This window comes from Labrys okinawensis (assembly GCF_047345005.1).
Taxonomy (GTDB): Bacteria; Pseudomonadota; Alphaproteobacteria; order Rhizobiales; family Labraceae; genus Labrys; species Labrys okinawensis.
Window position 1 is genome coordinate 2,339,291 of record NZ_CP178864.1, and the last position, 25,242, is coordinate 2,364,532.

A 25,242-nucleotide genomic window follows, 5' to 3' on the forward strand; every position below is an offset into this window, starting at 1 on the left:
TCCCGATCCCTGTAGGATGTATAATGTCGTCTCTTTCCCGCCGCGCCTTTCTGATGGGCGCATCCATGACCGGCCTTGGTTTGAGCCTCGCGAGCTGCATAACCGATTCCGCCTCGATCAAGCCCGTCGTGGTCGCTTCCAGCGACCCCGCAACACTGCCGATGCCTGCGGACGGTAGACCCACGGACGCGATCAGCCAGCCCGTGCAGCCGCTCAATCCCGACGGCACGTATGATTATAAGACAATCTACGGGCAGATGACCGACGGTAAATTCATTGTGCCGGCCGTGGATACCAAGCGTATCGGTGCGGAGTTCCTGCGCGCCGAGGTCGATTACCCGACGGAACAGCCGGCCGGCACCGTCATTGTCGATGCGAAGGCACACTACCTCTACTATATCCTGGGCGACGGCCGTGCCATGCGCTACGGCGTGGGTGTGGGCAAACAGGGTTTCGGCTGGTCCGGAACCGCTCAGGTCCATTTCAAGCGCGAATGGCCGGATTGGTATCCGCCCAAGGAAATGATTGCCCGCCGGCCTGATCTGCGGCCCACCCTCAGCAAGCTGCAGAGCGGCATCGGCATGCAGGGCGGTCCGCGCAATCCGATTACCGGGCGCGCCATGTATCTGTGGCAGGACAACAAGGATACGCTCTTTCGCATCCACGGCACCAACGAGCCCTACAGCATCGGGCACAATGCTTCCTCAGGCTGCATCCGCATGATCGTCCAGGACGCGATCGACCTTTACCAGCGGGTGCCGCTCGGTGGCCGCGTGGTCGTTCTCGGCCCGGGGCAGGCCAGCGCCTGATAACTGAATTTCAAAGCGTATTGCGTCCATTTCAAAGCGTAGTGCGTATTTAATGTTGGGGAAGAGGCCGGGCGCAAATGCCCGGCCTTTTTTCGTTGCGCTCCAGCGTCTCAAGAAGAATTTTGCTTGGTGTACGTACGTCAGGCGCGTTGCGAAGCCTCACGCGATTTGCCATGGTGGGAAAATCCAAGCAACGGGCCGGTGAACGGGTCCGCATATCTTCATGGCAGGAGACGCAGCAATGGCGGCCACGATCAAGGGACCGGCGATTTTTCTCGCCCAGTTTGCGGGCGACTCGGCGCCCTTTAATTCGCTCGATTCCATCTGCGCCTGGGCCGCCTCGCTTGGCTACAAGGGCGTGCAGATCCCGACCTGGGACGGGCGCCTGTTCGACCTGAAGAAGGCCGCCGAATCCAAGACCTACTGCGACGAGATCGCAGGCGTCGCGAGGAAACACGGCCTCGCCATCACCGAATTGTCGACTCATCTGCAAGGCCAGCTCGTCGCCGTGCATCCGGCTTATGACAGTGCCTTCGACGCTTTCGCGCCCGTGGAAGTTCATGGCAAGCCGAAGGAAAGGCAGGCCTGGGCCGTGCAGCAGCTTAAATACGCCGCCGCCGCCTCGCGCCATCTTGGCCTCGATGCCCATGTCACCTTCTCCGGTGCGCTGGCCTGGCCCTTCGCCTATCCCTGGCCGCAGCGCCCGGCCGGCCTGATCGAGGAGGCCTTCGGCGAGCTTGCCAAGCGCTGGAAGCCGATCCTCGACGCCTATGACGCGGTTGATGTCGATGTCTGCTACGAGATCCATCCGGGCGAGGACCTGTTCGACGGCGCCACCTTCGAGCTCTTCGTCGATCGCCTTAAGGGGCACAAGCGGGCCAACATCAATTACGATCCCTCGCATTTCGTGCTGCAGCAGCTCGATTATCTCGCTTTCATCGACATCTATCACGAGCGCATCAAGGCCTTCCATGTGAAGGATGCCGAGTTCAACCCAACCGGCCGGCAGGGCGTCTATTCAGGCTACGCCTCCTGGACGGAGAGGGCGGGACGCTTCCGCTCGCTCGGCGACGGGCAGGTCGACTTCTCCGGCATCTTTTCCAAGCTCGCCCAGTACGACTATGATTCCTGGGCAGTGCTCGAATGGGAATGCTGCCTCAAGCATCCCGAGGATGGCGCCGCCGAGGGCGCGCCCTTCATCCAGAGCCACATCATCCGCGTGACGGAAAAGGCCTTCGACGATTTCGCCGGCGGCAGCACGGACCGCAAGGCGGTGCGCAAGCTGCTGGGGCTGAGGTAAGTGGAAGGGCGTTGGGTGCAGTGGTGATCGAGTTTGCAAAGGTCGCGCAGCCCCTTACCTCTATCCTCTCCCCGTAAGAACGGGGCGAGGGGGCGCAACCGTTGCGATCGATCCTGCGGCGGCTCATCTCGCCCGACCGTTGAGCGAGATGAATCGTTCTGAAAACGAAGCTCGTCGACGAAGTCCCCTCGCCCCGTTTACGGGGAGAGGATAGAGGTGAGGGGCTGCGCGGCGCTTTAAGAGATGGGTGGGAGCTGGCTAAGGCCCGCGCCCCAAATTCGATGGAAAGGAAACGTTCAGATGGCAATCGAAGGCCGTTCGGATAGCAAGGCAGGCGGGCGCGTGCGCTACGGCATGGTCGGCGGCGGGGAGGGTGCGTTCATCGGCGCCGTGCACCGGCTCGCGGCCCGCATGGACGACGATTACGTCTTCGTGGCCGGCGCCTTGTCCTCGACCCCGGAGAAGGCACAGCGCTCGGGCGAGGCGCTGGGGCTCGACCCCGCGCGCATCTATCCAGATTTCGCCACCATGGCGCAGAAGGAAAAACGCCGGAAGGACGGCATCGAGGCGGTTGCCATCGTCACGCCCAACCACATGCATGCGCCCGCCGCCGAGGCCTTCATCAAGGCGGGCATCCATGTCATCTGCGACAAGCCGGTGACGACGACGTTGAAGGACGCGCTGAAGCTCAAGAAGCTCGCCGAGGAGAAGGGCGTGATCTTCGCGGTGACCCACAACTACACCGGCTATCCCCTCATCCGCGCGGCGCGCGAGATGGTGATGGCTGGCGACCTCGGCGAGATCAGGCTGATCCAGGTGGAGTATCCGCAGGACTGGCTCACCACGAATATCGAGCAGACGGGCCAGAAGCAGGCCGATTGGCGTACCGATCCCAAGCGCTCCGGCGCCGGCGGCTCGATCGGCGATATCGGCACACATGCCTTCAACCTGGCACAGTTCGTCGGCGGCCTGGAAGTCTCCCAGCTCCTGGCCGAACTCACCACCTTCGTGCCCGGCCGCGCCCTCGACGACAATGTCCAGGTGTTGCTGCGCTATGCCAACGGCGCTCGCGGCGCGTTGTGGGCGAGCCAGGTGGCGCCGGGCAACGAGAACGGCCTGATGCTGCGCATCTATGGCTCCAAGGCCGGCTTCCACTGGCGCCAGGACAACCCGAACTACCTCTATTTCACCCCGCACGGCGAGCCGACCCGCATCCTCACCCGCGGCTCCGGCGCTGTGGGGGAGGCCGCTGCCCGCGTGACGCGCGTGCCACCGGGCCATCCCGAAGGCTATCTGGAGGGCTTCGCGAACATCTACACGGAGATCGCCCGGGCGATTAAGGCAGCCCGCACTGGCGCGAAGCTCGACCCAGCCGTGACTTTCCCCGGTATCGATGACGGCATCGCCGGCATGGCCTTCATCGAGGCCGCAGTGAAGTCGTCGAAGAAGGGCGGGGTGTGGGTGAATTGGTAGCTGGGGTGTGCCAGTCTTGGAGCTGGCATTTCCTTTTTCTGACGAGGCATCGATGGAGAGTGCCCAACCACATTGGACAAAGAGTGTTCGCATTTTCGACTGGATCGATGTAGGCAGCACTTCTCCAGCCAAATATCCCAATACATGGCTTCTACAAGGATTACTCGATGACGAGGCTGCCGCCGAACGAGTTCGCGATTACGAGCGCGGCACGTCAATCGACATTCACTATGCCTGCACGTTCACGGTGGTGCTGGTCGATGACTCGGAGCAGGCCGTCACCGGGTTGGTGAAACTCCCGAGAGTGCGAAGGAACGTGACCAACAGAGTCATCGCCAACCTGATCTTCTTCATGTTCAAGACGTCTGGCAGCATCAACTTTAAGGATCATCCCCAGATCAAGGATCTGGTGCTTCTGAAAGAGGTAGCGAGCGGTTGGTCACTCCCCTAAGTGTCGCTTTCTCAGGCGTGGCGCCTGCGGTCCCAGGGATCTTCCCCCACTCCCACCATCATCTCCGCATCAGCCCCTTCACCTTCCCCGCGATTCCCTCCCTGAACGCCAGCACGCAGACCACGAACACCACGCCCTGCGCAACCGTGACCCAGGAGCCGAGCCCGGAGAGATAGGTCTCCATCGCCACCACTAGAAGGGCGCCGAGCATCGGGCCGAACAGGGTGCCGGTGCCGCCGACCAGTGCCATCAGCACGACTTCGCCCGACATCGTCCAATGCACATCGGTAAGCGAGGCGAGCTGGAAGACGATCGCCTTGGTGGCGCCGGCGAGGCCCGCGAGCGTCGCCGAGAGGGTGAACATCAGGAGCTTGAAGCGCTCGGCATCGTAGCCGAGGGAGAGCGCGCGGGGCTCATTGTCGCGGATCGCCTTCATCACCTGGCCGAAGGGCGAGTGCACGATGCGGTGGATAACGAAGAGGCCGGCGAGCACGATCACCGCCACCACGACATAGAGCGTCATATCGTTGGAAAGATCGATCAGGCCGAAGAGCTTGCCACGAGGCACGGACTGGATGCCGTCCTCGCCGCCGGTGAAGGGCGCCTGCAGGGAGAAGAAATAGACCATCTGCGCCATCGCCAGGGTGATCATGGCGAAATAAATGCCCTGGCGGCGGATGGCGAGCGCGCCGATGACGAGGCCGAGGAGGCCGGAGACCACCGTGCCGCCGAGGATGGCGAGTTCCGGCGTCAGACCCCATTCCTTGGCGGCGTAGGCGCAGACATAGCTCGCCATGCCGAAGAAGGCAGCATGGCCGAAAGAGAGCAGGCCGCCATAGCCGAGCAACAGGTTGAATGCGCAGGCGAAGAGGCCGAAGCACAGCACCTTCATCACGAAGATCGGATAGGCCACGAAGGGCGCCAGCACGATGACGGCGACCAGCAGCAGAACGAGGGCGCGGTCGCCCATGAGGCCGCCGGCGCGTTGCTGGAAAGCGGTTTCGCCCGGCCCCGCCATTACGGGGCCCTCCCGAACAGCCCGGCGGGGCGGACCAGCAGCACGATCGCCATGATCACGAAAACTGCGATCGAAGAGCCTTGCTGGTAGAAGATCTTGACGATGCCCTCGATCAGCCCCAGGCCGAAGCCGGTGACGACCGAGCCAAGGATCGAGCCCATGCCGCCGATCACCACCACCGCAAAGACGACGATGACGATATCGGCGCCCATGTTGGGATTGACCGAATAGATGGGTGCCGCCAGCACGCCTGCCAGGGCCGCGAGCGCGACACCGAAGCCATAGGTCAGCATCATCAGGCGGGGCACGTTGATGCCGAAGGCCTCGACCAGCTTCGGATTCTCGGTGGCAGCCCTGAGATAGGCGCCCAGGCTGGTCTTTTCGATGATCAGCCAGGTGGCGAGGCAGATGAGGGCCGAGAAGACGATAACGAAGCCGCGATACATCGGCAGGATCATGAAGCCGAGATTGACGGGCCCGGCGAGCTGCTGCGGTATGGCATAGGGCAGTCCGGAAACGCCGTAGTAATTGCGGAACACGCCCTGGATGATCAGCGCCAGGCCGAAAGTGAGCAGCAGGCCATAGAGGTGGTCGAGCTGATAGAGCCGGGAGATAAACAGGCGCTCCAGGACGACACCGAACAGACCGACAGCCAGTGGCGCCAGGATCAGGGCCGGCCAGAAGCCGATGCCGCAATAGTTCAACAGCATCCAGGCCGCGAAGGCGCCCATCATGTAGAGCGCCCCATGGGCGAAGTTGATGATGTTGAGCAGCCCGAAGATGATGGCTAGCCCCAGGCTCAGCATCGCATAGAAGGAGCCATTGATCAGCCCGAGCACGAGCTGGCCCAGCAAGGCCGGCAGTGGAACGCCGAAGATCATCGTCACGGTTGGGCCTTCCTGCTGAGAAAAGGGATGGGCATGGCGCGAGCCTCCCCCGGCTTCGTGGGGGGCTCGCGCCATGCCTCTTATCGTCTCACTTTATCGCGCAGCCTGAATCGGCCACCGACTGGAAGGCCTCCGCTGCCGGGATGGTGGCGAGCAGGTTGTAATAATCCCACGGGCCCTTCGACTCCTCCGGTTTCTTGACCTGGAACAGATACATGTCGTGGGTCACGCGGCCGTTGGAGAGCACCTGGCCCTTGCCGAAGAGCGGATCGTCGGTGGGCGACGCCTTCATCCCGGCCATCACCTTGGTGGCGTCCTTGCTCTTCGCCGCCTCGATGGCTTTCAGATAATGCAGCACGCCGGCATACACGCCCGCATGCACCATGGTGGGCATCTTGCCACCGCTCTTCTCGGCGAAGCGCTTGGCGAAAGCACGGGTGTTGTCGTTGAGATCCCAGTAGAAGGCCTCCGTCAGCACCAGGCCCTGTGCCGCCTGCAGGCCGAGGGCGTGCACGTCGCTGATGAAGATGAGCAGGCCCGCAAGGTTCTGGCCACCCTGGGTGATGCCGAATTCAGCCGCCTGCTTGATGGCGTTGACGGTGTCGCCGCCGGCATTGGCGAGGCCGATGACCTTGGCGCCGGAGGACTGGGCCTGCAGCAGGAAGGAGGAGAAGTCACTGGTGGGGAAGGGCGCCTTGACGTCGCCGACGACCTTGCCACCGGCCGCCGTGACGATCTTGGACGCGTTGTCCTCGAGCGACTTGCCGAAGGCGTAGTCGGCGGTGATGAAGAACCACGAGTCGCCGCCCCGCTTCACCATCGCACCGGCGGTGCCCTTGGCGAGGGCATAGGTATCATAGGTCCACAGCAGCGTGTTGGGGCTGCATTGCTTGCCGACGAGATCGGTGGAGCCGGCGCCCGAATCGATGAAGATCTTGTTCTTTTCCTTGGTGACCTGGCTCACCGCCAGCGCCACCGAGGATGTCGGCACGTCGAAGATGGCATCGACGCCATCCTGGTCGTACCACTGGCGCGCGATGCCGGCGCCGACGTCGGGCTTGTTCTGATGGTCCGCCGAGACGATGTCGACCTTGATGCCCTTGTCGGCCGCCTTGAAGTCCTCGACCGCCATCTGCGCTGCGATCACCGAGCCCTGGCCCGACAGGTCGGCATAGACGCCGGAGCGGTCGTTGAGCACGCCGATCTTGACCGAGATGTCGTCGGCAGACGCGGCGCCGAAGCTGAAGCCGGCCATGACGGCGGCCAGCAGCAAAGGTTTGAATTTCATGAATTATCCTCCCATTCCCAAGCTTTAATTGGAGCTACACGCCGAGATAGGCGTGCAGCTTGTCGATATTGGCCTCCAGGTCGCCATTGGGGATCATGTCGATCACCTTGCCCTGCTCGACGACGTAGTGGCGGTCGGCCACCGTCGAAGCAAAGCGGAAATTCTGTTCGACCAGGATGATGGTAAAACCCCGTTCCTTCAGCCGGGCGATCGTGTGGCCGATCTGCTCCACGATCACGGGCGCGAGCCCTTCCGTCGGCTCGTCCAGCAGCAGGAGTTTGGCGCCGGTGCGCAGGATCCGGCCGATCGCCAGCATCTGCTGCTCGCCGCCCGAGAGCTTGGTGCCCTGGCTGGCGAGGCGCATCTTGAGGTTGGGAAACAGCGTGTAGATCTCCGCCACCGGCAGCCCGCCCGGCTTCACCACCGGCGGCAGCATCAGGTTTTCTTCCACCGAGAGGCTGGCGAAAATGCCGCGCTCCTCCGGGCAATAGCCGATGCCGAGCCGGGCGATCTGGCGCGAGGGCAGGCGGATGGTCTCGTGGCCGTCGAAGCGAATCGAACCCTGGCGCTTCGCCATCACGCCGATGATCGATTTCATCGTGGTGGTCTTGCCGGCACCGTTGCGCCCGAGCAGCGTGATGACCTCTCCAGGATTCACGTCGAAGTCGATGCCGTGCAGCACATGGGATTCGCCATACCAGGCCTGGAGACCGCGCACGCTGAGCAAGGGGGCGGGTTTTTCGGGATCAGGCATGGCCGCTCCCGATATAGGCCTCGACCACGCGCGGATCGCTCGAGACCGTGTTGTAGTCGCCCTCCGCCAGCACCTTGCCGCGTGCCAGGACGGTGATGGTGTTGGAGAGCGTTTCCACCACGGAGAGATTGTGCTCGACCATCAGGATCGTGCGGCTGCGCGCAATGCGGCGGATGAGTTCGGTGGTGCGCTCGACATCTTCATGGCCCATGCCGGCCATCGGCTCGTCGAGCAACAGCATTTCGGGATCGAGCGCCAGGGTCGTGGCAAGTTCCAGCGCCCGCTTGCGGCCATAGGAGAGCGCCGAGGCCGGCGTGGCGAGCAGGTCCGAGAGGCCCACGCTGTCGGCGAGGGCGGCCGCCTCCTCGTTTAGCGAATCAAGTGTGCGCTGCGAACGCCAGAAATCATAGGAATGGCCGCGCCGGCGCTGCAGGGCGATGCGGATATTGTCCTGCACACTCATCTGGCCGAATACTGCCGAGATCTGGAAGGAGCGCACGAGGCCGAGCCTTGCCACGGCAGCCGGCTTCATGCCCGTAATGTCCCGGCCCTTATAGGTGATGCGTCCGCTGGACGGGGAGAGGAAGCTGGTCAGCAGGTTGAAACAGGTGGTCTTGCCGGCACCGTTGGGGCCGATCAACGCATGCACCGTACCGCGCTGAATGGTGAGGGCGACATCATCGACCGCGCGAAAGCCCCTGAAATCCTTCGTCAAGCCTTCGGTCTGCAGGATTGTGTCTGCCGCCATGAACCGAACCGTCTTTCCTGCCCACTTAATCCATTGTTTTGCCTTAGCTTGTCGTTCCCGACCGGGTTCGTCAATGGCGATATGGCGTTAAATCTGACGCAAAGTTAGGCATGGCATTAGGAGACGAAGAATAAAGGAATATGACGGGGCATCCTGGGCTAGCAGGCACCCCTGCCTGCTTCTTCCATTGCCAGGAGGCGTATCGTTTCCAAGAGCAGGCAAGGACGCCTGCGATCCCAAGCGCCGCGGGAACGGCATGCGGTGCCCTTGGTTGCGGGATGTCGGTCTGAAGACCCGCCCACAAAATGGGCCTTGTTTTGACAGTACGGCGGTTCCAGAGCTGCACCGCTTCCCAGCCTGATCTCCCCATCACACCGCTTTTTCTTGCATTGTTTAGCGATAGGTGAAACACTAAACAAATTGCCAGCGGAGCGACGGCGTTGTTTGCACCGCGCGGAGATACTGCATGGGGTCAGGCGATGGATCAACAGGCGAAGGAGCAGCTCATTCGCGCCGTTGCCGCCACCATCTTCGATCATGCCGATGAACTGACCGCTCTCGACCAGGCCATCGGTGATGGCGATCACGGCCTGAACCTCAAGCGTGGCTTCGAGGCGGTGGTGGCCGAATTGCCCGGCCTTGCGGCAAAACCCTGGCCGGACCTCTTCAAGGCCGTCGGCATGGCAATGGTGATGAAGGTTGGCGGCGCCTCCGGGCCGCTCTTCGGCACATTCTTCATGGAATTCGGCAAGACCATCGGCGCAGAGCCCGACCGGGCCGCGGTGGCGGCGGCTTTCGCAAGGGCGATCGAGGCGGTCAAGGCGCGCGGGCGTTCGGAAGGTGGGCAGAAGACGCTGCTCGACGTCTTGATCCCCGTCAATGCCGTTCTCGCGGATGGTGGCGATGCTGCGGCGATCAACGCCGAAGCCGCTGCCGCAGCCGACAGAACCGTGCCGCTCAAGGCGATCCGCGGCCGTGCGTCCTTCCTGGGCGAGCGCTCGATCGGCCATATGGATCCGGGCGCTCGGTCCTTCTCGCTGGTCATCATGGCAGCGGTCGACGCGCTCAAGAATCAGGGTTTCGTGCAATGACGGTGAATATCGTGATCGTCTCCCATTCGCCCAAGGTCGCCGAAGGGGCAGCCGATATGGTGCGGCAAATGGTCGGCGAGGCCGTGCGTCTGGCCTGGACGGGCGGCGATCCCGGCGGGGGGCTCGGTACGGATGTCGCCAAGATCATCGCGGCGATCGACAGCGTCTGGTCGGAGCAGGGCGTTGCCGTCCTCGTCGATCTCGGCGGAGCGGAGACCAATGCGGAGATGGCGATCGAGCAACTCGACGAGCACAAGCGCGATCTCGTGGTCATCTGCAACGCGCCGGTGGTGGAGGGAGCCGTGATCGCGGCAACCGAAGCCTCGGGCGGCTCCTCCCTCGCCGCCGTCCGCGACGCGGCCGAAGATCTCTATGGATAGGCCCTAATATGCTGGATATGGACAGGACATTGACTGGCAAGGCCCTGCTGACCAACACGATTGGCCTTCATGCCCGGCCGAGCGTGAAACTCACCCAGCTTGCCAAGCGTTTCCAGTCCACCATCCGACTGGCGCTGGAGGAGAGCGGGCCGTGGATCGATGCCAAGAGCCCGGTGAAAGTGATGCGAGCCCGAGCGCCGAAGGGCAGCATGCTCTATTTCAACGTCTCCGGGCCGGATGACGAAGCGGCCCTGGCGGCCATCCTGGCCCTGATCGAAGACAAGTTCGGAGAAGAGTAAGATGCGGCTCGGGGGGCTTTGCAGCGAGGAATTTGGCAGATGACGGAGAGGCGGCTCACGGGACGTTCCGCCTCGCCCGGGCTGGCCGCCGGCCCCGTTTTCGTTATCGGCGGCCCGGTGCCGCATCGTGCGCCCATTCTGCTGGACGAGGATGGCGAGGCTGCCTTGCGCCAGGCCATCGACGCTGCTCTCACCGATCTCGTTGCTCTCGTCGAGAAAGTCGACGAGGAGGGAGCCGATATCATCGGCTTCCAAATCGCCATGCTGGAGGACGAGGCCCTGTCGGAAGGTGCCTTCGATGCCATCGCCGCCGGCGTCCCTCCCACTCACGCCTGGCGTTCGGCGCTCGATGCCGAGATCCTCGACTACGAACACAGCGAGGATCCCTATTTCCAGGCACGCGGCATCGACCTTGCCGATATTCGCGACCGCGTGCTTGCCCATCTCACCGGCACGGCCGGCCCCACGCATGCGCCGGCAGGTTCGATCCTGATCGGCGAGGAGGTCGCGCCCTCCCTCTTCCTGTCCACCGACTGGAGCAAGGGAGGCGGCATCGCGCTTGCCAGCGGCTCGCCTTCCTCGCATGTCGCCATGCTCGCCCGCAGTCGCGGCATTCCCATGGTGACGGGGCTGGGCCAGCTCGGCACGGCAGAATATGCCATCCTGGACGGAGAAACCGGCGTGGTGACCTTGGATCCCGGTCCGCAGGCGCTGGCAGGACTGGCGCCTGCTCTCGCAGCCAGCAACCAGGCCAATGCCCATGCCGAGGAGCTCAGGGCCAAGCCCGCCTTCCTCGCCGATGGCACGCGCATAGAGGTGATGATCAATGTTGCCTCGCCGGCCGATATCAAGGGCTACAGCCCGGAGATCTGTGACGGCATCGGGCTGGTGCGCACCGAATTCCTGTTCGAGCCCGGCCGCCCCCTGCCGGACGAGGAAAGCCAGTATGCCGCCTATATGGCGATCGCGGCCTGGGCCAGCGGGCGGCCCGTGACCTTCCGCACCCTCGACGCTGGCGGGGACAAGCCGGTGCAGGGGCTGACGGAGGCGAACGAATCCAACCCCTTCCTGGGCTTGCGCGGGTTGCGCCTCTCCCTCGCCCGGCCGGAAGCCTTCCGGGACCAGCTCAGAGCCCTCGCCCGCGTGGCGCTCCATCATGACATCCGCATCATGCTGCCGATGGTGACCATTCCTTCTGAATATGCCCAGGCATCGGCCATGCTCGATGCGGTGGTGGCCGCTCTGGTCGGGGAGGGGACGGCCTGCCGCCGTCCGCCCCTGGGGATGATGGTGGAGGTGCCCGCCGCGGCGCTCGGTGCGCTGCGCTTCGCCGCCGACTTCTACTCCATCGGCTCCAACGACCTCACCCAATATGCGATGGCCGCCGCGCGCGATATTTCGACGGTGGCGGCCCTCAATGATGCAGGTGATCCCGCAGTGCTGGAATTGATGGCGCGCGCGGTCAGTGCCGGCAAGGTGCGCAAGGTTCCGGTCTCCATCTGCGGCGATGCGGCGGCGGATGTGCGCCTCATACCCCAGCTTCTCGGCCTCGGATTGACCACATTGTCCGTCCCACCTGCCTTTGTCGGCCGGGTGAAGGCGGCAATTGAGAGTTTCGCGCATGTCTGACGCCAAGGAAATCAGTGCCCGCTCGATCGCCGCCTACAAGTTGATACTGCGGCGGGCGCTGGACAACCGTCCCTCGGGCACGCGCCTCAAGCTGGCGGCGGCGCTCGGCACCAACCGATCCTTCATCTCGCAGATCACCAATCCCGGCTATCCGATACCGATCCCCGCTCAGCATCTCGACGTCATCTGCGAAGTCTGCCGCCTGGCGCCTGCCGAGAAGGCGGAATTCCTCGAGGCCTACCACGCCGCCCATCCGGGGCGGGCCACAGGCCAGAACCGCCAGGCGCAGAGCCGCAACCTGACGCTGACCTTGCCGGATCTTGGCGACGAGCGGCGCAACCAGGCCATGGAGCGGGCCATTCTCGATTTCGCCGCAAGCCTCGTCCACTATACCCGTGAACTCGACCGCCGCCCCAAGGGGGAAGGCGGCGCTGTGGCGAGCGAGTTCGAACCACCTCAAGTCAATCAATAAGCCGAAGATCCGCCCCTAGTGACAGCCGGGCGATATCTCGACAGGGAAGGAACGTTCGATGAAGAAGCTCATCAACGCCGTGGATGATGTGCTGGCTCAGAGCCTCGACGGTTTTGCAGCGGCTCATGCCGATATCGTCGTGCTCGGTGAAGAGCGCAAATTCGTGCGCCGCAGGCAGATCCGCCACGGTAAGGTCAGCCTGATCTCGGGTGGGGGCTCCGGCCACGAGCCGCTTCATGCCGGCTTCGTCGGCGTCGGCATGCTCGACGCCGCCTGCCCTGGGCAGGTCTTCACCTCTCCGACCCCCGACCAGATGCTCGCGGCGGCTGAATCGGCAGATGGAGGAGCCGGCATCCTCTACATCGTCAAGAATTACGAGGGCGACGTGATGAACTTCGCCATGGCGGCGGAAATGGGCTCCGGCCTGGTGGAGAGCCTCGTCCTCGATGACGACGTCGCCGTCGAGAATTCGACTTGGACGACGGGCCGGCGCGGCGTGGCCGGCACACTCATCGTGGAAAAGATGCTGGGCGCCGCCGCGGACCGCGGCGATTCGCTCGTCGACCTCAAGGCGCTCGGCGGGCGCATCAATGGCCGCACCCGCTCGATGGGCGTGGCGCTGACCTCCTGCACCGTGCCCGCCGCCGGCAAGCCAACCTTCGCGCTCGGCGAGGATGAGATGGAAATGGGCGTGGGTATCCATGGGGAGCCGGGCCGGCGCCGCGTCAAGCTCGCCTCGGCGGACGCCATCGTCGACGAGATGCTGGGCTCCATCGTCAACGACCTCTCGCTGAACAGCGCGACCGAGGTGCTGCTCTTCGTCAACGGTTTCGGCGGCACGCCCTTGATGGAACTCTATCTGATGCAGGATCGCGCCCGCAAATGGCTCGACGCCAAGGGGATCAAGGCCGCACGCTCGCTGACCGGCTCTTATGTAACCTCGCTGGACATGGCCGGCTGCTCGCTGACGCTCTCTGTACTCGACGAGCAGGCGAAGACCCTGTGGGACGCACCGGTGCACACGGCCGCGCTGCGGTGGGGGATGTAATCCAGGGGGCGGGTCTTCAGACCCGCCTGGATATGTACACGTTCAAAAAGCCGGGCCTGAAGACCCGCCCCCCGCGAGGCTCGCCTCGATCAGCATGTCGGCCACATCCGCGACAGAGCCGGCCGGGCCGCCCTCGTGGAAGATCTGGCCGCTGACGAAGGCGCCTTCGATCAGGAGCAGCAGGCCGTCCGCCAGCAAGCCCGTATTTCTGGCGCCCATCTGGCGGGCCATGCCCTCCAGGCGGTCGCGCAAGAGTTGCTTGCCGCCTTCGGCCACCAGCCGGGCCGGATTGTCCTTCTCCGGATATTCCACCGCCGCATTGCTGAGGCCGCAGCCACGATAGCCAGCGCCGGTCGCCCGCTCGCCGAGGCCGCTGAGGTAATTGTGAAGATGCCGGCGCGGATCGTTCTCGCACCCCACGCCGGCGCTTTCAAAGCGCTCCCAGAACTCGGCGTCGTAGTCCCTGACATAAGCAGCGGCGAGCTCGTCCTTGGAGGAGAAGCAGCGATAGAGTGTCGGCTTGGTTACGCCGGCCTTCGAGACAATGGTGTCCACACCGACCGCGCGGATGCCCTCCTTGTAGAAGAGCTCGCGCGCCGTCTGGCGGATGCGTTCCCGAGCCCGCAGCGGCGGAGCGGACTCCAAGTTCGGAGAATCGACCATAAGCCTCTTTCCTTTTCGATCCTTCGATGTTACAGACCGGTACGTACCTAGTCAAACACTTCCTCTCGCCCGAGTCTATCCGATGCAGAAAGCAAGCCGTAGGCCCTTCGGCCAGAACTATGCCTTTGTGGTTGTCGGAGTGATCTTCCTCTCCCTGCTTGTCGCCGCCGGAGTGCGGGCCGCGCCCGGCCTGCTGATCCAGCCGCTCCACAAGGATTTCGGCTGGAGCGTCGACATCATCTCGCTCTCGGGCGCCCTCGGTATCCTGTTGTACGGCCTGGTCGGCCCCTTCGCCGCCGCCTTGATGAACAGGTTCGGCGTGCGCCAAGTGCTGGTGGTGGCCCTCCTCCTGATGGCGCTCTCCATCGGCGCCAGCCTTTTCATGACACAGCCCTGGCACCTGATCGCCACATGGGGCGTGCTCTCCGGCCTCGGCTCCGGCTGCGTCGCCATGGTGCTGGGCGCCACCGTGGTCAATCGCTGGTTCACCACCAATCGCGGCCTGATCATGGGCCTGCTCTCGGCGAGCGCCGCCACCGGCACGCTGATCTTCCAGCCGGGCCTCGCCAAGCTCGGCGAGATCGGTGGCTGGCCCTGGATGGTCACTGCCGTGGCGCTCGGCTGCGCCATTCTGATCCCGCTCGCGCTGTTCCTGGTGCCCAACCAGCCCAGCGACATCGGCCAACGGCCCTTCGGCACCGACCCCTCGACGCCGATCGCCCCCGTGCCGCCGCGCGAGGGCCTGATCGACGCCTCGTTCGGCGCCCTGGCCCGCGCCGCGAAGACCCGCACCTTCTGGTACCTCTTCGCCACCTTCTTCATCTGCGGCTTTACCACCAACGGCCTGGTGGGGATGCATCTCGTCTCCTTCTGCGGCGACATGGGCATTCCCGAGGTGCAGGCCGCGAGCCTGATGGCGATGATGGGCATCTTCGACCTGTTCGGGACCACCTTCTCGGGCTGGCTGACGGACCGTTTCGATCCGCGCAAGCTGCTCTTCCTCTATTACGGCCTGCGTGGCCTTGCCTTGATCTATCTGCCCTTCAGCGGTTTCAACCTCTACACACTGACCATTTTCGGCATCTTCTACGGCCTCGACTGGATCGCCACCGTGCCGCCAACCCTGCGCCTCACCAACGAGGCGTTCGGCGACCGCGACGCCCCCGTGGTGTTCGGGTGGATCGCGGCCGGCCACCAGATCGGCGCGGCCAGCGCCGCCGCTCTCGCCGGCTATCTCAGGGTGATGCAGGGCAGCTATGTCGAAGCCTTCGTCATCTCCGGCCTTACCGGCATCGTCGCCGCCCTGATTGCGCTGCTGATTGCGCGCCGACGGGCGGGAACCGAACCTGCACTTGCCTAAGTAAAAGGTTGCGCCGGTCATTTGTTAGACTAATGTCCGGCCAACTCCGCTCAGCTCCAGGAAGATTGTTATGACATTGCACGCCCGTAACTTTATCGCAGGCGAATGGGTTGCCGCCACCGACCTCGCGCCGGACGTCAATCCTTCCAACACCGGCGAGATCGTCGGCCATTTCCCGCGCGCCAGCAAGGCGGATGCCGAACGTGCCATCGCTGCCGCCAAGGCCGCCTTCCCGGGCTGGAGCCGCTCGACGCTGCAGGAACGCCATGACGTGCTCAAGCGCATCAGCGGCGAGATTCTCGCCCGCAAGGACGAGCTCGGCGCCATCCTGTCGCGCGAGGAAGGCAAGACCCTGCCCGAGGGCATCGGCGAAGTCGCGCGCGCCGGCCAGATCTTTGGCTTCTTCGCAGGCGAGGCGCTGCGGCTTGCCGGAGAGATCATCGGCTCGGTGCGCCCGGGCGTCGGGGTTGAGATCACCCGCGAGGGCATCGGCGTAATCGGCCTGATCACGCCCTGGAACTTTCCTGCCGCGATCCCGGCCTGGAAGATCGCTCCGGCGCTCTGCTACGGCAATTGCGTGGTGCTGAAGCCCGCCGATCTCGTGCCTGCCACCGCCCACGCGCTCGGTGAGATCATCGCCAAATCCGGCGCGCCGGCCGGCGTGTTCAACCTTGTGATGGGCCGCGGCTCCGTCGTGGGCGAGGCGCTGCTCAACTCGCCGGATGTCGATGCCATCTCCTTCACCGGCTCGGTGGGCACCGGTCGCAAGATCGCCGCCACCTGCATCGCTTCCTCGCCGATGAAGAAGGTGCAGCTCGAAATGGGCGGCAAGAACCCCTTCGTGGTGCTCGACGATGCCGAAATCAAGGTCGCGGTTGACGCCAGCGTCAATGGCGCCTTCTTTTCCACCGGCCAGCGCTGCACGGCCTCCTCGCGCCTGATCGTCACCGACGGCATTCATGACGCTTTCGTCGCGGCCCTGGTCGAGCGCCTCAAGGGCCTGAACGTCGACGATGCCATGAAGAGCGGCACTCACATCGGGCCGGTGGTCGACCAGAGCCAGCTCGACCAGGATCTCAACTACATCAAGATCGGCAAGGACGAGGGCGCCAAGCTTGCTTTCGGCGGCGACCTGGTGAAGCGCGAGGCGCCCGGTTTCTACCTGACGCCGGCGTTGTTCACAGGCGTCAGCAACGATATGCGCATCGCGCGCGAAGAGATCTTCGGCCCCGTCGCCGCCGTGGTACGTGTGAAGAATTACGAGGAGGCGCTCGCCGCCGCCAACGACACCGAGTTCGGCCTCTCCGCTGGCATTGCCACCACCAGCCTGAAGCACGCCACCCACTTCAAGCGCAATGCCCAGGCCGGCATGGTGATGGTCAACCTGCCGACCGCCGGCGTCGACTATCACGTGCCGTTCGGCGGCCGGAAGGGCTCGAGCTACGGCCCGCGCGAGCAGGGCCGCTATGCGGCGGAGTTCTATACGACGGTGAAGACGGCCTATACGCTGGCGTGATGTCGCGCGCCGATCCCTTGGTCGGCGGGTTGTCGAAGTTGACGAAGTTGCATGGAGTCCCTATCTTTAGTGAGGAGGGTTCCATGACAGCGAAGATGCAGACCAAGACCGGATCCGACGCCGACAGGCAAGCGGGTGGCGTGACCACTATTGTTCCGCTTAAGGGCGACCTTGTCGCGATCCTCAAGGACGTGCAGCTTCCCAAGGGCGTCAACCTTGGGTTCTACGCGACGGAACCAGAGGCGATCGCGAGCCTTAAGAAGCAATTGGGCGCAAGGGCGGGCAGAGTGCGTAGGTTCGGCGGCAAGTCGGCGCAGCGGCCGGGCCAGCCCACTGCCATCAGCCGGGATGCTTTCCGGCCGAGTGCCCGAGCCCAAGCCGTGCTTCAGGGTATCCGCATCGCCGAAGAGGATCTTCGCGCGGCGGGTGGCGCTTATGATCTTGATGAAGTCATGGCCTTGCTGCACGGGATTTCGCGCCAGGCGGTGGACAAGCGTGTGCAGGAGGGAAGTCTGCTCGCCGTGCCCGGGCCAAGCAATCGGCGGATGTATCCGACGATCCAGTTCCAACGCGATGGTTCCCTTGTCGAGGGTCTTAAGGCGGTACTGCGGGCGCTCCCGACTGATAATCCCTGGACCGTCCTGAATTTCCTCGTCCATCCCGACGGCCGGTTGGGTTCGCGCAAGCCGATCGACGTGCTGAAGGCAGGCGAGGTGGACCTGGTGGTGGAGGCAGCGCGCCGCCTCGGTGAGCAGGGGGCTTGAATGCGCCCCTGCCGCCTCCGGACCTCTCAGACCGGTCGCCGGAAATCGTATCCCTACCTGGGGGCGCGCAGATACACCGCTTCTACACCGCACTCTACGAGCCGATCTTTTTCGATATTTCACGCAGCGGCCGGCTGAATGCACCGGATGCGAGCTACGGCGTGCTTTATGCTGCGAAAGAAGAGAGTGGCGCCTTTGCGGAAACCTTTCTGCGCGTTCCCGGCCGCACGTTGATCGATACCGGCCTGCTCCGGCGCAAGGCCTATGTCCGCCTGGGTCTCCTGACAGATCTCACGTTCATCAAGCTTGCCGGCCCGGGACTGGCCCTTCTTGGCGCAACCGCTGAAATCGTCCATGCCGGCCTGCCTTATGATACTCCGCAGATATGGTCGAAGGCTCTGTGGGATCATCCCGTCAGGGCCGACGGCATCGCCTACTACGCGCGCCACGACGATGAGGCGCTTTGCTATGCGCTCTTCGACAGGGCCAAAGCAGCGGTGCATGAGATCGAGAGGCAGGCAGATCTCGATCAGGACTGGTTCTGGCAACTTGCGAACCGCTACGGTCTCGGCATGGCAACGCCGTAGACAAGCCGCCACCCGAACGTCGTCTTCACCGCCCGTCGAACACTTCAACAGCGCGCAGGCGTTCCACGTAGATGGCGGGCAGGAGGTCGCTCCCGGCCAGCAGGTGGGCGAGATAGGCCGCACGCGGCTTGAGGTTCGTGTCGAGAAAGTTGCGGGCGACATAGGTGACGGCGTCGACCTCGTCACCTATCCCCGGGCGGTGAACCGTCACCGCCATGCGCTCGTAATGGCCAGCGGCGACGTTTTCGTAATGATCGAGGACGTCGAGCCCCGCCTCAGGCATCCGATTGAGCGTGCCCAGCACATGCGCGCCCGTGGTCGCAGCGATATTGGCGGCCGACGCGCCCGGGAAATAGGCCGACCGCTTGTCGAAGACCAGTGACCAGCCCTCCAGCCGGCCGAGAACGCGCTCGGAGCAGATCACGCCAGCCGGCTGCAGACGAGCCGTGATCAGGCGGGCCGGATCCATGTTGGAGCCATAGGCGAAATACCAGACGGAGGGCATGAGTGGCGCTGCCGTGACATCGCGAGAAACGAGGTGGCCATCATGCCTCGCAAGGCTCGGGCCGTCGAGCGGGATGGCAGCGAGAGGCCAAACTCCCTCACACAGCACCAGAAAGTTCGAAATGGCCGGCGTTCAGGAGCCCGATGATGATGCCGAGCGCCTGGCGCAAGTCACCGAGCGAGGGCGCGGCGCCCACATTGATGCGTACGGCATGAGCGAGGGTCTCGCGGCCGATGGCGAAGGCGTCGGCAGGCAGCACGCCGACGCCGCGCTGGCGGCAAGCGCGCGCGAAGCTGGCGCCGCGCCAGGGTTCCGGCAGATGCAGCCAGGCATGCGGCGAAACGGCATGGCTTTGCACATCGAAGGGCTTGAGCACTTCGCTCAGGATCGCCTGGCGTCGCTGCAGTTCTTCGCGCTGGCGCTCGATGATCCGCGCCACCGAGCCGTCTTCGAGCAGGCTGGTGGCAATGAGCGGGATGAGCGGGCTGACGCTCCAGCAATCGATGCGCAACGCCGCTGCGACATTGCCGAGTACCGCGCGGGGGACCACCACAAAGCCGAAGCGAAGTCCCGGGGCGACACATTTCGACAGGCCGCCGACATAGACCGTGAGTTCCGGCTCCAGCGTCGCGAAGGAGGGCAGGGCGGTATCGAGCAAGGGGCGATAGACGTCGTCCTCAATGATCAGCACATTGTGCCGCCGGGCGATGGCGGCCAGCGCCCGGCGGCGTTCCTCGCCGAGGGTTACGGTCGTCGGGTTGTGGAGGGTCGGCACCAGGAACACGGCGCGTGGGCGCAAGGTCTGGCAGGCATCCTCGAAGGCGTCGGGACGCATGCCCTCCCGATCGGCCGGCAGTCCGCGCAGGTCGAGCCCCTGCGAGCGGCAAAGCGCGCTGATGCCCTGATAGGTAATCTGGTCGACCAGGACGATGTCACGTGGCTGCGTCAGGGCGCGCAGCACGCAGGCGAGGCCATGCTGTGCCCCGTCGGTCAGGACGATGCGGCTGGCGTCGCCATCGCCGGCAATGCCCTGCAACCAGCCGGCCACGGCACTGCGCGCCCAAAGCGGCCCCTCTGGCGGATGATAGTCCTGTACGGCGCCGAACCGACGGTCCCTGGGCAGGCGCGGCAGCAGTGCCGACAGCGCCTCGAGATAGGCTGAGGTCGCCGGCCGGTTCACCGACAGGTCGATCAGATCCGCCTCGTCGCTCGGCGCGGATTTGAAGCCGGCATCCTCGCTCTCGCGCGAGACGACCAGGGTGCCGCGGCCCGGGCGGGCCTCGACCAGGCCACGCTGCTGAAGGGCCGAGAAGGCGCGGGTGACGGTAGTGACGTTGACACCGAGGACGCGAGCGATCTCGCGCTGAGGCGGTAATTTCTCGCCTTCCGCCAGATCGCCACGAGCGATGCGCTCGCCGATCGCATCCGCGAGGCGTTGATAGATGGGCCGGTCGTTCTCCGGCAGTTCCAGATGATCCAGCATACCCGTCCTGGCGCCCCGAGCGGCTACTCCCTCGCCTCTCTTAGCATGGTGATCACAGTCAGACAATTGGGGTTGTATGCAGAAATTTATTGGGCTGATAAAACTTGTATCCCATACAAGGCGACAAAATATCTCCGTATAAGGCTATTGACGTCGCCGATTATCGCACATATGGTCACTCAAACAAAAGTTGTATGACCAGACAATATGCGAAGTGTGGCAACGTGCTTCCCTGGAAGCAGGCTGTCGCGACACAAGCGCTTCCGCGAGGGATGCGGTCACGAGGATGGGATGGCGATGGCAGCCAGGTCGGTCGATGACGAGATGGACGGGGCCCGATTTGTCGAGTTCATCGACGTCGAGAAAATGTACGGCACCTTTCATGCTGTAAGACGCCTCAACCTCGAAATCCGCCGCGGCGAGTTCCTCACCTTCCTGGGACCGTCAGGTTCGGGCAAGACCACGACGCTGAACATGCTGGCAGGGTTCGAGCGGCCAAGCCTGGGCGAGATTCGCCTCAATGGCCAGCCGGTCGAACGCATGCCGCCCTATGAGCGCAATATCGGCATGGTCTTCCAGAACTATGCGCTCTTCCCGCATATGAGCGTGGTCGACAACGTGGCCTTCCCGCTCACGGTGCGGAAGGTGCCAAAGGCGGACATTGGACCGCGGGTCATCCGAGCCCTCGAAATGGTGCGTCTCGAGCAGTTCAAGGACCGCAAGCCGGCCCAGCTCTCCGGTGGCCAGCAGCAGCGTGTGGCGCTTGCCCGCGCCCTCGTCTACGAGCCCACTCTGGTATTGATGGACGAGCCGCTGGGCGCGCTCGACAAGAAGCTGCGCGAGCATATGCAGATCGAGCTCAAGCAGCTCCACGAGATGCTCGGCGTCACGGTCGTCTACGTCACGCATGATCAGAGCGAGGCGCTGACGATGTCCGATCGGGTGGCGATCTTCGAGAGCGGCCTGATCGCCCAGATCGGCACCCCGGACCGGCTCTATAACGAGCCCTCCAACGCCTTCGTCGCCGGGTTCATCGGCGAGAACAATGCCCTCGACGGTACGGTCGAGCGGGTTATCGGCAATGAGTGCGCTGTCGTTCTGCCCCAGGGATTGCGCGTGACCGCCAGGGCGGTCGGCGAGGTTTCGCCGGGCGTGCCGGTCCAGCTCGCCATTCGTCCCGAGCAGATCAAGCTGGCGGCAGAGGTCGCGCAGAACGACAACCGCATCGGTGCCACCGTCGACGGCCGAATCTATCATGGGGATCATCAGCGCCTTCTGGCGCGGCTCGCCAATGGGCAGATCCTTACCGTCAAGATTCGTCCCGAGGCTGTGATGGCGACGGGCGAGGCCGTCGATCTCGCCTGGGCCATAGAGGATTGCCGCGCCTTTCCGATGAGCGCGGCTGGCGGCAAGCATTAACAACGGGAGAGAACCATGAAAGGCTTGCGAGGATCCGTCGTGCTCGCTCTGGCGGGAATGGCGTTGTGTAGCCAGTTGCAGCATGCTGCGGCTGGGGAGCTTACGATCATGGCCACAGGCGGCGCCTGGCAGGCGGCGCTGCGGCAGGCGTGGTTCGAGCCCTTCGCCAAGAAGGCCGGCATCACCTTCAACGAGCAGGAATATACGGGCGAGCTCGGCAAGATCAAAGCCATGGTAGAGACGGGCGACGTGCCAATCGACCTGGTGACGGTCGAGACATCCACGGTGCTTCAAGGTTGCGACACCGGCGTCCTGGTCCAGCTCGACTACGGCAAGATCGCCGACCGCTCGCGCTTCCTGCCCGGAACGGCACTGGATTGTGGTGTCGGCATCGACGTCTATGGCGATGTCGTGGCCTATGACACCACCGTTCTGAAGCAGGCGCCGACCTCCGTGCTCGACATCTTCGACACACAGAAATACCCCGGCAAGCGGGCGTTGCGAAAGGCGCCGGCGCAGAATCTCGAATGGGCTCTCATGGCCGATGGCGTGCCGATCGACAAGGTCTACGACGTACTGGCAACGCCCGAGGGGGTCGATCGCGCCTTCAAGAAGCTCGATACCATCAAGAAGGACGTGGTCTGGTGGGATGCCGGTGCCCAGCCGGCGCAGCTCCTTGCTTCCAAGGAAGTGGTGATGACGACCGCCTGGAACGGGCGTATCCAGAGCGCCATCGACCATGACAACAAGCCTTTTGCCCTGGTCTGGGACAACCAGATCGTCGAATACGACATGGTCGCCATCCCGAAGGGCGCCAAGAATGTCGACCTCGCCTATCAATATCTCGCTTATGTCGCGCAACCCGAGATCAGCGCGCAACTCGGCCGCTACATTCCTTACGGGCCGGTGACGACGGATGCCACACCCTTCGTTCCCAAGGACGTCCTCGCCAAGCTGCCGACGTCGCCTGACCATATGCAGAAATACCTGGTGGCCAATGTCGAGTTTTGGGGCGATCACGGCGAGGACCTGGTGAAGCGCTTCAACGCCTGGCTGGCGCAGTAGGCCTGCACTGCCGCGACGTGTTGGATCGGGCGGCCTGACGCCCGATCTCCAGCCTTTGGGCCAGAGTGCGTCCTTTGAAACCCACTTTCCTCTGACTCTTTGTTCTGGCGCATTTTCTCAATCGAAAGTCGAGCAGACTTTATCGGAAATGCTTTTTGGGGAACGACAATGGCATCGATCGCCATGCCCAGGATCCGGATGAACGAAAGGCGCGAGGGCCTGCGTCCGCTCGCACTGGCAGCGCCGCTGCTTGTGCTTCTGCTGTTCAGCTTCGCGGCGCCGATCCTCGCTTTGTTGTCGAGGGCCGTTTATGAGCCGACGATTGCCAACACGCTGCCACGCACCGCCACGGCACTCCGCCAGGACCTTTCCTCGGGTGTGCCCGGCGATGCCGCTTTCATCGCCCTCGCCGCCGACCTGAAGGACGCGGCTGCCGCCGGCGCCATTCCCGAATTCGCCAAGAGCCTGAATGTTCGACTGGCGGGTGCCCGCAGCCAGATCCTGCGCCTCGGACGTGGTGTGACTTCCGGCCAGGTGGCGGATAGGGCCAGCATGATCAAAGCCGCGCCCCTGCTCGGCGAGGACCGCAGCTGGACAGCGATCCGGGGCGGCCTCAATCGCTTCACCTCCTTCTATCTGCTCTCTGCCTTCGACCTGCGCTGGACCGAGGATGGCGGCATCGGCGCCGTCCCGCCCGACCAGGCCGTGTTCACTCGGGTGCTCGGCCGCACCTTCCTGATCGCGACCCTGGTCACGCTCGGAACTTTGATCCTCGGCTTTCCGCTTGCCTATTGGATGACCAATCTCAAGCCTGCACTCGCCGGTATCGTCCTCGTGCTCGTGCTACTGCCGTTCTGGACCTCGATCCTGGTGCGCACCGCCGCCTGGACGGTGATCCTGCAGAAATTCGGCCTGCTCAACGACATGCTGCTCTGGCTCGGCCTGACATCCGAGCGGCTGGAATTGATGTACAGCCGCACCGGGCTGGTGCTGGCCATGACCCATATCCAGCTGCCGTTTACCCTGCTGCCGATCTACAGCGTCATGCGATCGGTTCAGACTTCGCAGCTCAGGGCCGCCCAGTCGCTCGGCGCCCGGCCCTTCACGGTGTTCCGGCGGGTCTATCTGCCGCAGGTGATGCCGGGCGTGCTGGCGGGCTGCCTGCTCACCTTCATTCTCTGCCTCGGCTACTACATCACGCCTGTCCTGGTCGGCGGCGCAAGTGACCAGCTCATCAGCAATTTCATCGCCAACTACGTCAATGTCGAACTCAATTGGGAGATGGCGGCGGCTCTGAGCTTCGTGCTGCTGGCCTCCACCCTGGGGCTCTATATCGCGATGACGCGCTATCTCGGCCTCGACCTCTTCAAGATGGGATGAAGCCATGCTGTCGCCCTACCCAACCCTCGGTGAGCGCATCCGCGTGACCCTTCTGTGGTGCTGGTGCGTGCTGGTGCTGATCTTTCTGGTGGTGCCGATCTTCGTGCCAGTGCCGCTCTCCTTCAACTCAGGTTCCTTCTTCACCTTCCCGCTCGCGGGGTTCTCCACACGCTGGTACGAGGTGGTGCTGGGCACGCCGCGCTGGTTGGCGGCGATCGGCAACAGCCTCATCATCGGTGCTGGCGCAACTGCCCTCGCGACGGTGCTGGGCACGCTGACGGCAATCGGCCTCTCCGATCCGCGCTTCCCCGCGCGGCGCTTCATCGTGCCGCTGCTGATTTCGCCGTTGATCGTGCCGGTCGTGGTGACGGCGGTCGGGACCTATCTCTTCTATGCCAGGATCGGCCTCGCCAGCAGCTATGCCGGCATCATCCTCGCGCACACCGTCCTGGCCAGCCCCTTCGTGGTGGTGACGGTCGGCGCGAGCCTCTCCGGCTTCGATCGCAACCTGATGCGGGCGACCTCCATTCTCGGCGCCAAGCCTTTGACCGGCTTCTTCCGAGTGATGCTGCCGCTGATCCTGCCAGGCGTGCTGTCCGGAGCGGCCTTCGCCTTCGTGACATCCTTTGACGAGGTCGTGGTGGTTCAGTTCCTCGCCAATGCCCAACAGCGCACTTTGCCGCTCGAAATGTTCACGGGTCTGCGCGAGCAGCTCAGCCCGGCTATCACGGCGGCGGCAACGCTGATGATGGGGCTGTCGATCGTCCTGCTCGTCGTCGCCAACCTCCTGGCCCGGCGCTCGCGCCGGATTTCCGGGTCGGCGGCGTGACGGGTCGTCCCAGGACCTGTTGGA

Annotated in this window: 26 protein-coding genes; 18 read left to right on the plus strand and 8 right to left on the minus strand. The window is 64.0% G+C overall.

Annotation, left to right across the window (positions count from 1 at the left end; translation table 11 throughout):
* The first annotated feature begins 23 nt into the window (after positions 1–23).
* The 4 genes from ACMDCR_RS10995 to ACMDCR_RS11010 all read left to right on the plus strand — a co-directional run bounded on the left by ACMDCR_RS10995 (position 24) and on the right by ACMDCR_RS11010 (position 4,033).
* Positions 24–809: a L,D-transpeptidase gene (locus tag ACMDCR_RS10995; RefSeq protein ID WP_413992563.1), complete on the plus strand. Its 786-nt coding sequence runs from the start codon at positions 24–26 to the stop codon at positions 807–809.
* A gap of 241 nt (positions 810–1,050) precedes the next feature.
* Positions 1,051–2,109: a sugar phosphate isomerase/epimerase family protein gene (locus ACMDCR_RS11000; RefSeq protein ID WP_413992564.1), complete on the plus strand. Its 1,059-nt coding sequence runs from the start codon at positions 1,051–1,053 to the stop codon at positions 2,107–2,109.
* A gap of 300 nt (positions 2,110–2,409) precedes the next feature.
* Positions 2,410–3,582, plus strand: a complete 1,173-nt coding sequence (locus ACMDCR_RS11005) for a Gfo/Idh/MocA family protein (protein WP_413992565.1) — start codon at positions 2,410–2,412, stop codon at positions 3,580–3,582.
* 52 nt (positions 3,583–3,634) lie between these two features.
* Positions 3,635–4,033, plus strand: a complete 399-nt coding sequence (locus ACMDCR_RS11010; RefSeq protein ID WP_413992566.1) for a hypothetical protein — start codon at positions 3,635–3,637, stop codon at positions 4,031–4,033.
* Positions 4,034–4,091: 58 nt separating this feature from the next.
* Here the strand turns inward: ACMDCR_RS11010 and ACMDCR_RS11015 are convergent, their stop codons facing one another.
* From ACMDCR_RS11015 to ACMDCR_RS11035, 5 genes are all read right to left on the minus strand, one after another.
* Positions 4,092–5,003, minus strand: a complete 912-nt coding sequence (locus ACMDCR_RS11015; RefSeq protein WP_413993587.1) for a branched-chain amino acid ABC transporter permease — start codon at positions 5,001–5,003, stop codon at positions 4,092–4,094.
* A 47-nt stretch (positions 5,004–5,050) separates the two neighbouring features.
* Entirely contained in the window at positions 5,051–5,938 is an 888-nt protein-coding gene (locus ACMDCR_RS11020; protein WP_413993588.1) for a branched-chain amino acid ABC transporter permease, read from the minus strand.
* 88 nt (positions 5,939–6,026) lie between these two features.
* The gene (locus tag ACMDCR_RS11025) at positions 6,027–7,226 is read right to left on the minus strand and encodes an ABC transporter substrate-binding protein (RefSeq protein ID WP_413992567.1); all 1,200 of its coding nucleotides are present in this window, start codon (positions 7,224–7,226) and stop codon (positions 6,027–6,029) included.
* A gap of 34 nt (positions 7,227–7,260) precedes the next feature.
* Positions 7,261–7,980, minus strand: a complete 720-nt coding sequence (locus tag ACMDCR_RS11030; protein WP_413992568.1) for an ABC transporter ATP-binding protein — start codon at positions 7,978–7,980, stop codon at positions 7,261–7,263.
* Positions 7,973–8,728: an ABC transporter ATP-binding protein gene (locus ACMDCR_RS11035; protein ID WP_413992569.1), complete on the minus strand. Its 756-nt coding sequence runs from the start codon at positions 8,726–8,728 to the stop codon at positions 7,973–7,975. Before ACMDCR_RS11035 ends, ACMDCR_RS11030 begins: the two co-directional genes overlap by 8 nt.
* 479 nt (positions 8,729–9,207) lie before the next feature.
* On the opposite strand from ACMDCR_RS11035, the gene dhaL reads away from it, so the two are divergent.
* From dhaL to dhaK, 6 genes are read left to right on the plus strand one after another with little or no spacing between them, the layout of a single operon-like run.
* A complete protein-coding gene (dhaL, locus tag ACMDCR_RS11040; protein WP_413992570.1) occupies positions 9,208–9,819 on the plus strand; it encodes a dihydroxyacetone kinase subunit DhaL in 612 nt (203 codons plus the stop codon).
* The gene (gene dhaM / locus ACMDCR_RS11045; protein ID WP_413992571.1) at positions 9,816–10,199 is read left to right on the plus strand and encodes a dihydroxyacetone kinase phosphoryl donor subunit DhaM; all 384 of its coding nucleotides are present in this window, start codon (positions 9,816–9,818) and stop codon (positions 10,197–10,199) included. The genes dhaL and dhaM overlap by 4 nt, the downstream gene beginning before the upstream one ends.
* 8 nt (positions 10,200–10,207) lie before the next feature.
* On the plus strand, positions 10,208–10,498 hold the full coding sequence (locus ACMDCR_RS11050) for an HPr family phosphocarrier protein (RefSeq protein ID WP_413992572.1): 291 nt from the start codon (positions 10,208–10,210) through the stop codon (positions 10,496–10,498).
* A gap of 39 nt (positions 10,499–10,537) precedes the next feature.
* Positions 10,538–12,127 carry a putative PEP-binding protein gene (locus ACMDCR_RS11055; protein ID WP_413992573.1) on the plus strand — a complete coding sequence of 530 codons (1,590 nt, stop codon included), beginning with the start codon at positions 10,538–10,540 and terminating at the stop codon, positions 12,125–12,127.
* Entirely contained in the window at positions 12,120–12,599 is a 480-nt protein-coding gene (locus ACMDCR_RS11060) for a hypothetical protein (protein WP_413992574.1), read from the plus strand. Before ACMDCR_RS11055 ends, ACMDCR_RS11060 begins: the two co-directional genes overlap by 8 nt.
* A 58-nt stretch (positions 12,600–12,657) precedes the next feature.
* Positions 12,658–13,647 (plus strand): dihydroxyacetone kinase subunit DhaK, encoded by a 990-nt coding sequence (dhaK, locus tag ACMDCR_RS11065; protein ID WP_413992575.1) that lies wholly within the window; start codon positions 12,658–12,660, stop codon positions 13,645–13,647.
* 42 nt (positions 13,648–13,689) lie between these two features.
* Here the strand turns inward: dhaK and ACMDCR_RS11070 are convergent, their stop codons facing one another.
* Complete coding sequence (locus ACMDCR_RS11070) at positions 13,690–14,310, minus strand: TetR/AcrR family transcriptional regulator (RefSeq protein ID WP_413992576.1); 621 nt, start codon at positions 14,308–14,310, stop codon at positions 13,690–13,692.
* Between the two features lie 82 nt (positions 14,311–14,392).
* Between ACMDCR_RS11070 and ACMDCR_RS11075 the strand changes: the two genes are divergently transcribed.
* The 4 genes from ACMDCR_RS11075 (at position 14,393) to ACMDCR_RS11090 (ending at position 18,537) form a co-directional block, all read left to right on the plus strand.
* A complete protein-coding gene (locus ACMDCR_RS11075; protein WP_413992577.1) occupies positions 14,393–15,670 on the plus strand; it encodes an MFS transporter in 1,278 nt (425 codons plus the stop codon).
* A 70-nt stretch (positions 15,671–15,740) separates the two neighbouring features.
* Positions 15,741–17,186, plus strand: coding sequence for an aldehyde dehydrogenase family protein (locus tag ACMDCR_RS11080; RefSeq protein ID WP_413992578.1), 1,446 nt, complete (start codon positions 15,741–15,743; stop codon positions 17,184–17,186).
* An 83-nt stretch (positions 17,187–17,269) separates the two neighbouring features.
* The gene (locus ACMDCR_RS11085) at positions 17,270–17,950 is read left to right on the plus strand and encodes a hypothetical protein (protein ID WP_413992579.1); all 681 of its coding nucleotides are present in this window, start codon (positions 17,270–17,272) and stop codon (positions 17,948–17,950) included.
* Positions 17,947–18,537, plus strand: coding sequence for an RES family NAD+ phosphorylase (locus ACMDCR_RS11090; RefSeq protein WP_413992580.1), 591 nt, complete (start codon positions 17,947–17,949; stop codon positions 18,535–18,537). The genes ACMDCR_RS11085 and ACMDCR_RS11090 overlap by 4 nt, the downstream gene beginning before the upstream one ends.
* Before the next feature lie 25 nt (positions 18,538–18,562).
* Here ACMDCR_RS11090 and ACMDCR_RS11095 read toward each other — a convergent pair whose 3' ends face one another.
* Together ACMDCR_RS11095 and ACMDCR_RS11100 are read right to left on the minus strand one after the other, a co-directional pair.
* Positions 18,563–19,042, minus strand: coding sequence for a gamma-glutamylcyclotransferase (locus tag ACMDCR_RS11095; RefSeq protein WP_413992581.1), 480 nt, complete (start codon positions 19,040–19,042; stop codon positions 18,563–18,565).
* A gap of 97 nt (positions 19,043–19,139) precedes the next feature.
* A complete protein-coding gene (locus tag ACMDCR_RS11100) occupies positions 19,140–20,525 on the minus strand; it encodes a PLP-dependent aminotransferase family protein (protein WP_413992582.1) in 1,386 nt (461 codons plus the stop codon).
* A gap of 297 nt (positions 20,526–20,822) precedes the next feature.
* Between ACMDCR_RS11100 and ACMDCR_RS11105 the strand changes: the two genes are divergently transcribed.
* The 4 genes from ACMDCR_RS11105 (at position 20,823) to ACMDCR_RS11120 (ending at position 25,218) form a co-directional block, all read left to right on the plus strand.
* The gene (locus tag ACMDCR_RS11105) at positions 20,823–21,944 is read left to right on the plus strand and encodes an ABC transporter ATP-binding protein (protein ID WP_413992583.1); all 1,122 of its coding nucleotides are present in this window, start codon (positions 20,823–20,825) and stop codon (positions 21,942–21,944) included.
* A gap of 15 nt (positions 21,945–21,959) precedes the next feature.
* The gene (locus ACMDCR_RS11110; protein ID WP_413992584.1) at positions 21,960–23,009 is read left to right on the plus strand and encodes an ABC transporter substrate-binding protein; all 1,050 of its coding nucleotides are present in this window, start codon (positions 21,960–21,962) and stop codon (positions 23,007–23,009) included.
* Positions 23,010–23,177: 168 nt separating this feature from the next.
* Positions 23,178–24,389, plus strand: a complete 1,212-nt coding sequence (locus tag ACMDCR_RS11115) for an ABC transporter permease (protein ID WP_413992585.1) — start codon at positions 23,178–23,180, stop codon at positions 24,387–24,389.
* A 4-nt stretch (positions 24,390–24,393) separates the two neighbouring features.
* Positions 24,394–25,218: an ABC transporter permease gene (locus ACMDCR_RS11120; protein ID WP_413992586.1), complete on the plus strand. Its 825-nt coding sequence runs from the start codon at positions 24,394–24,396 to the stop codon at positions 25,216–25,218.
* Positions 25,219–25,242 lie beyond the last annotated feature (24 nt).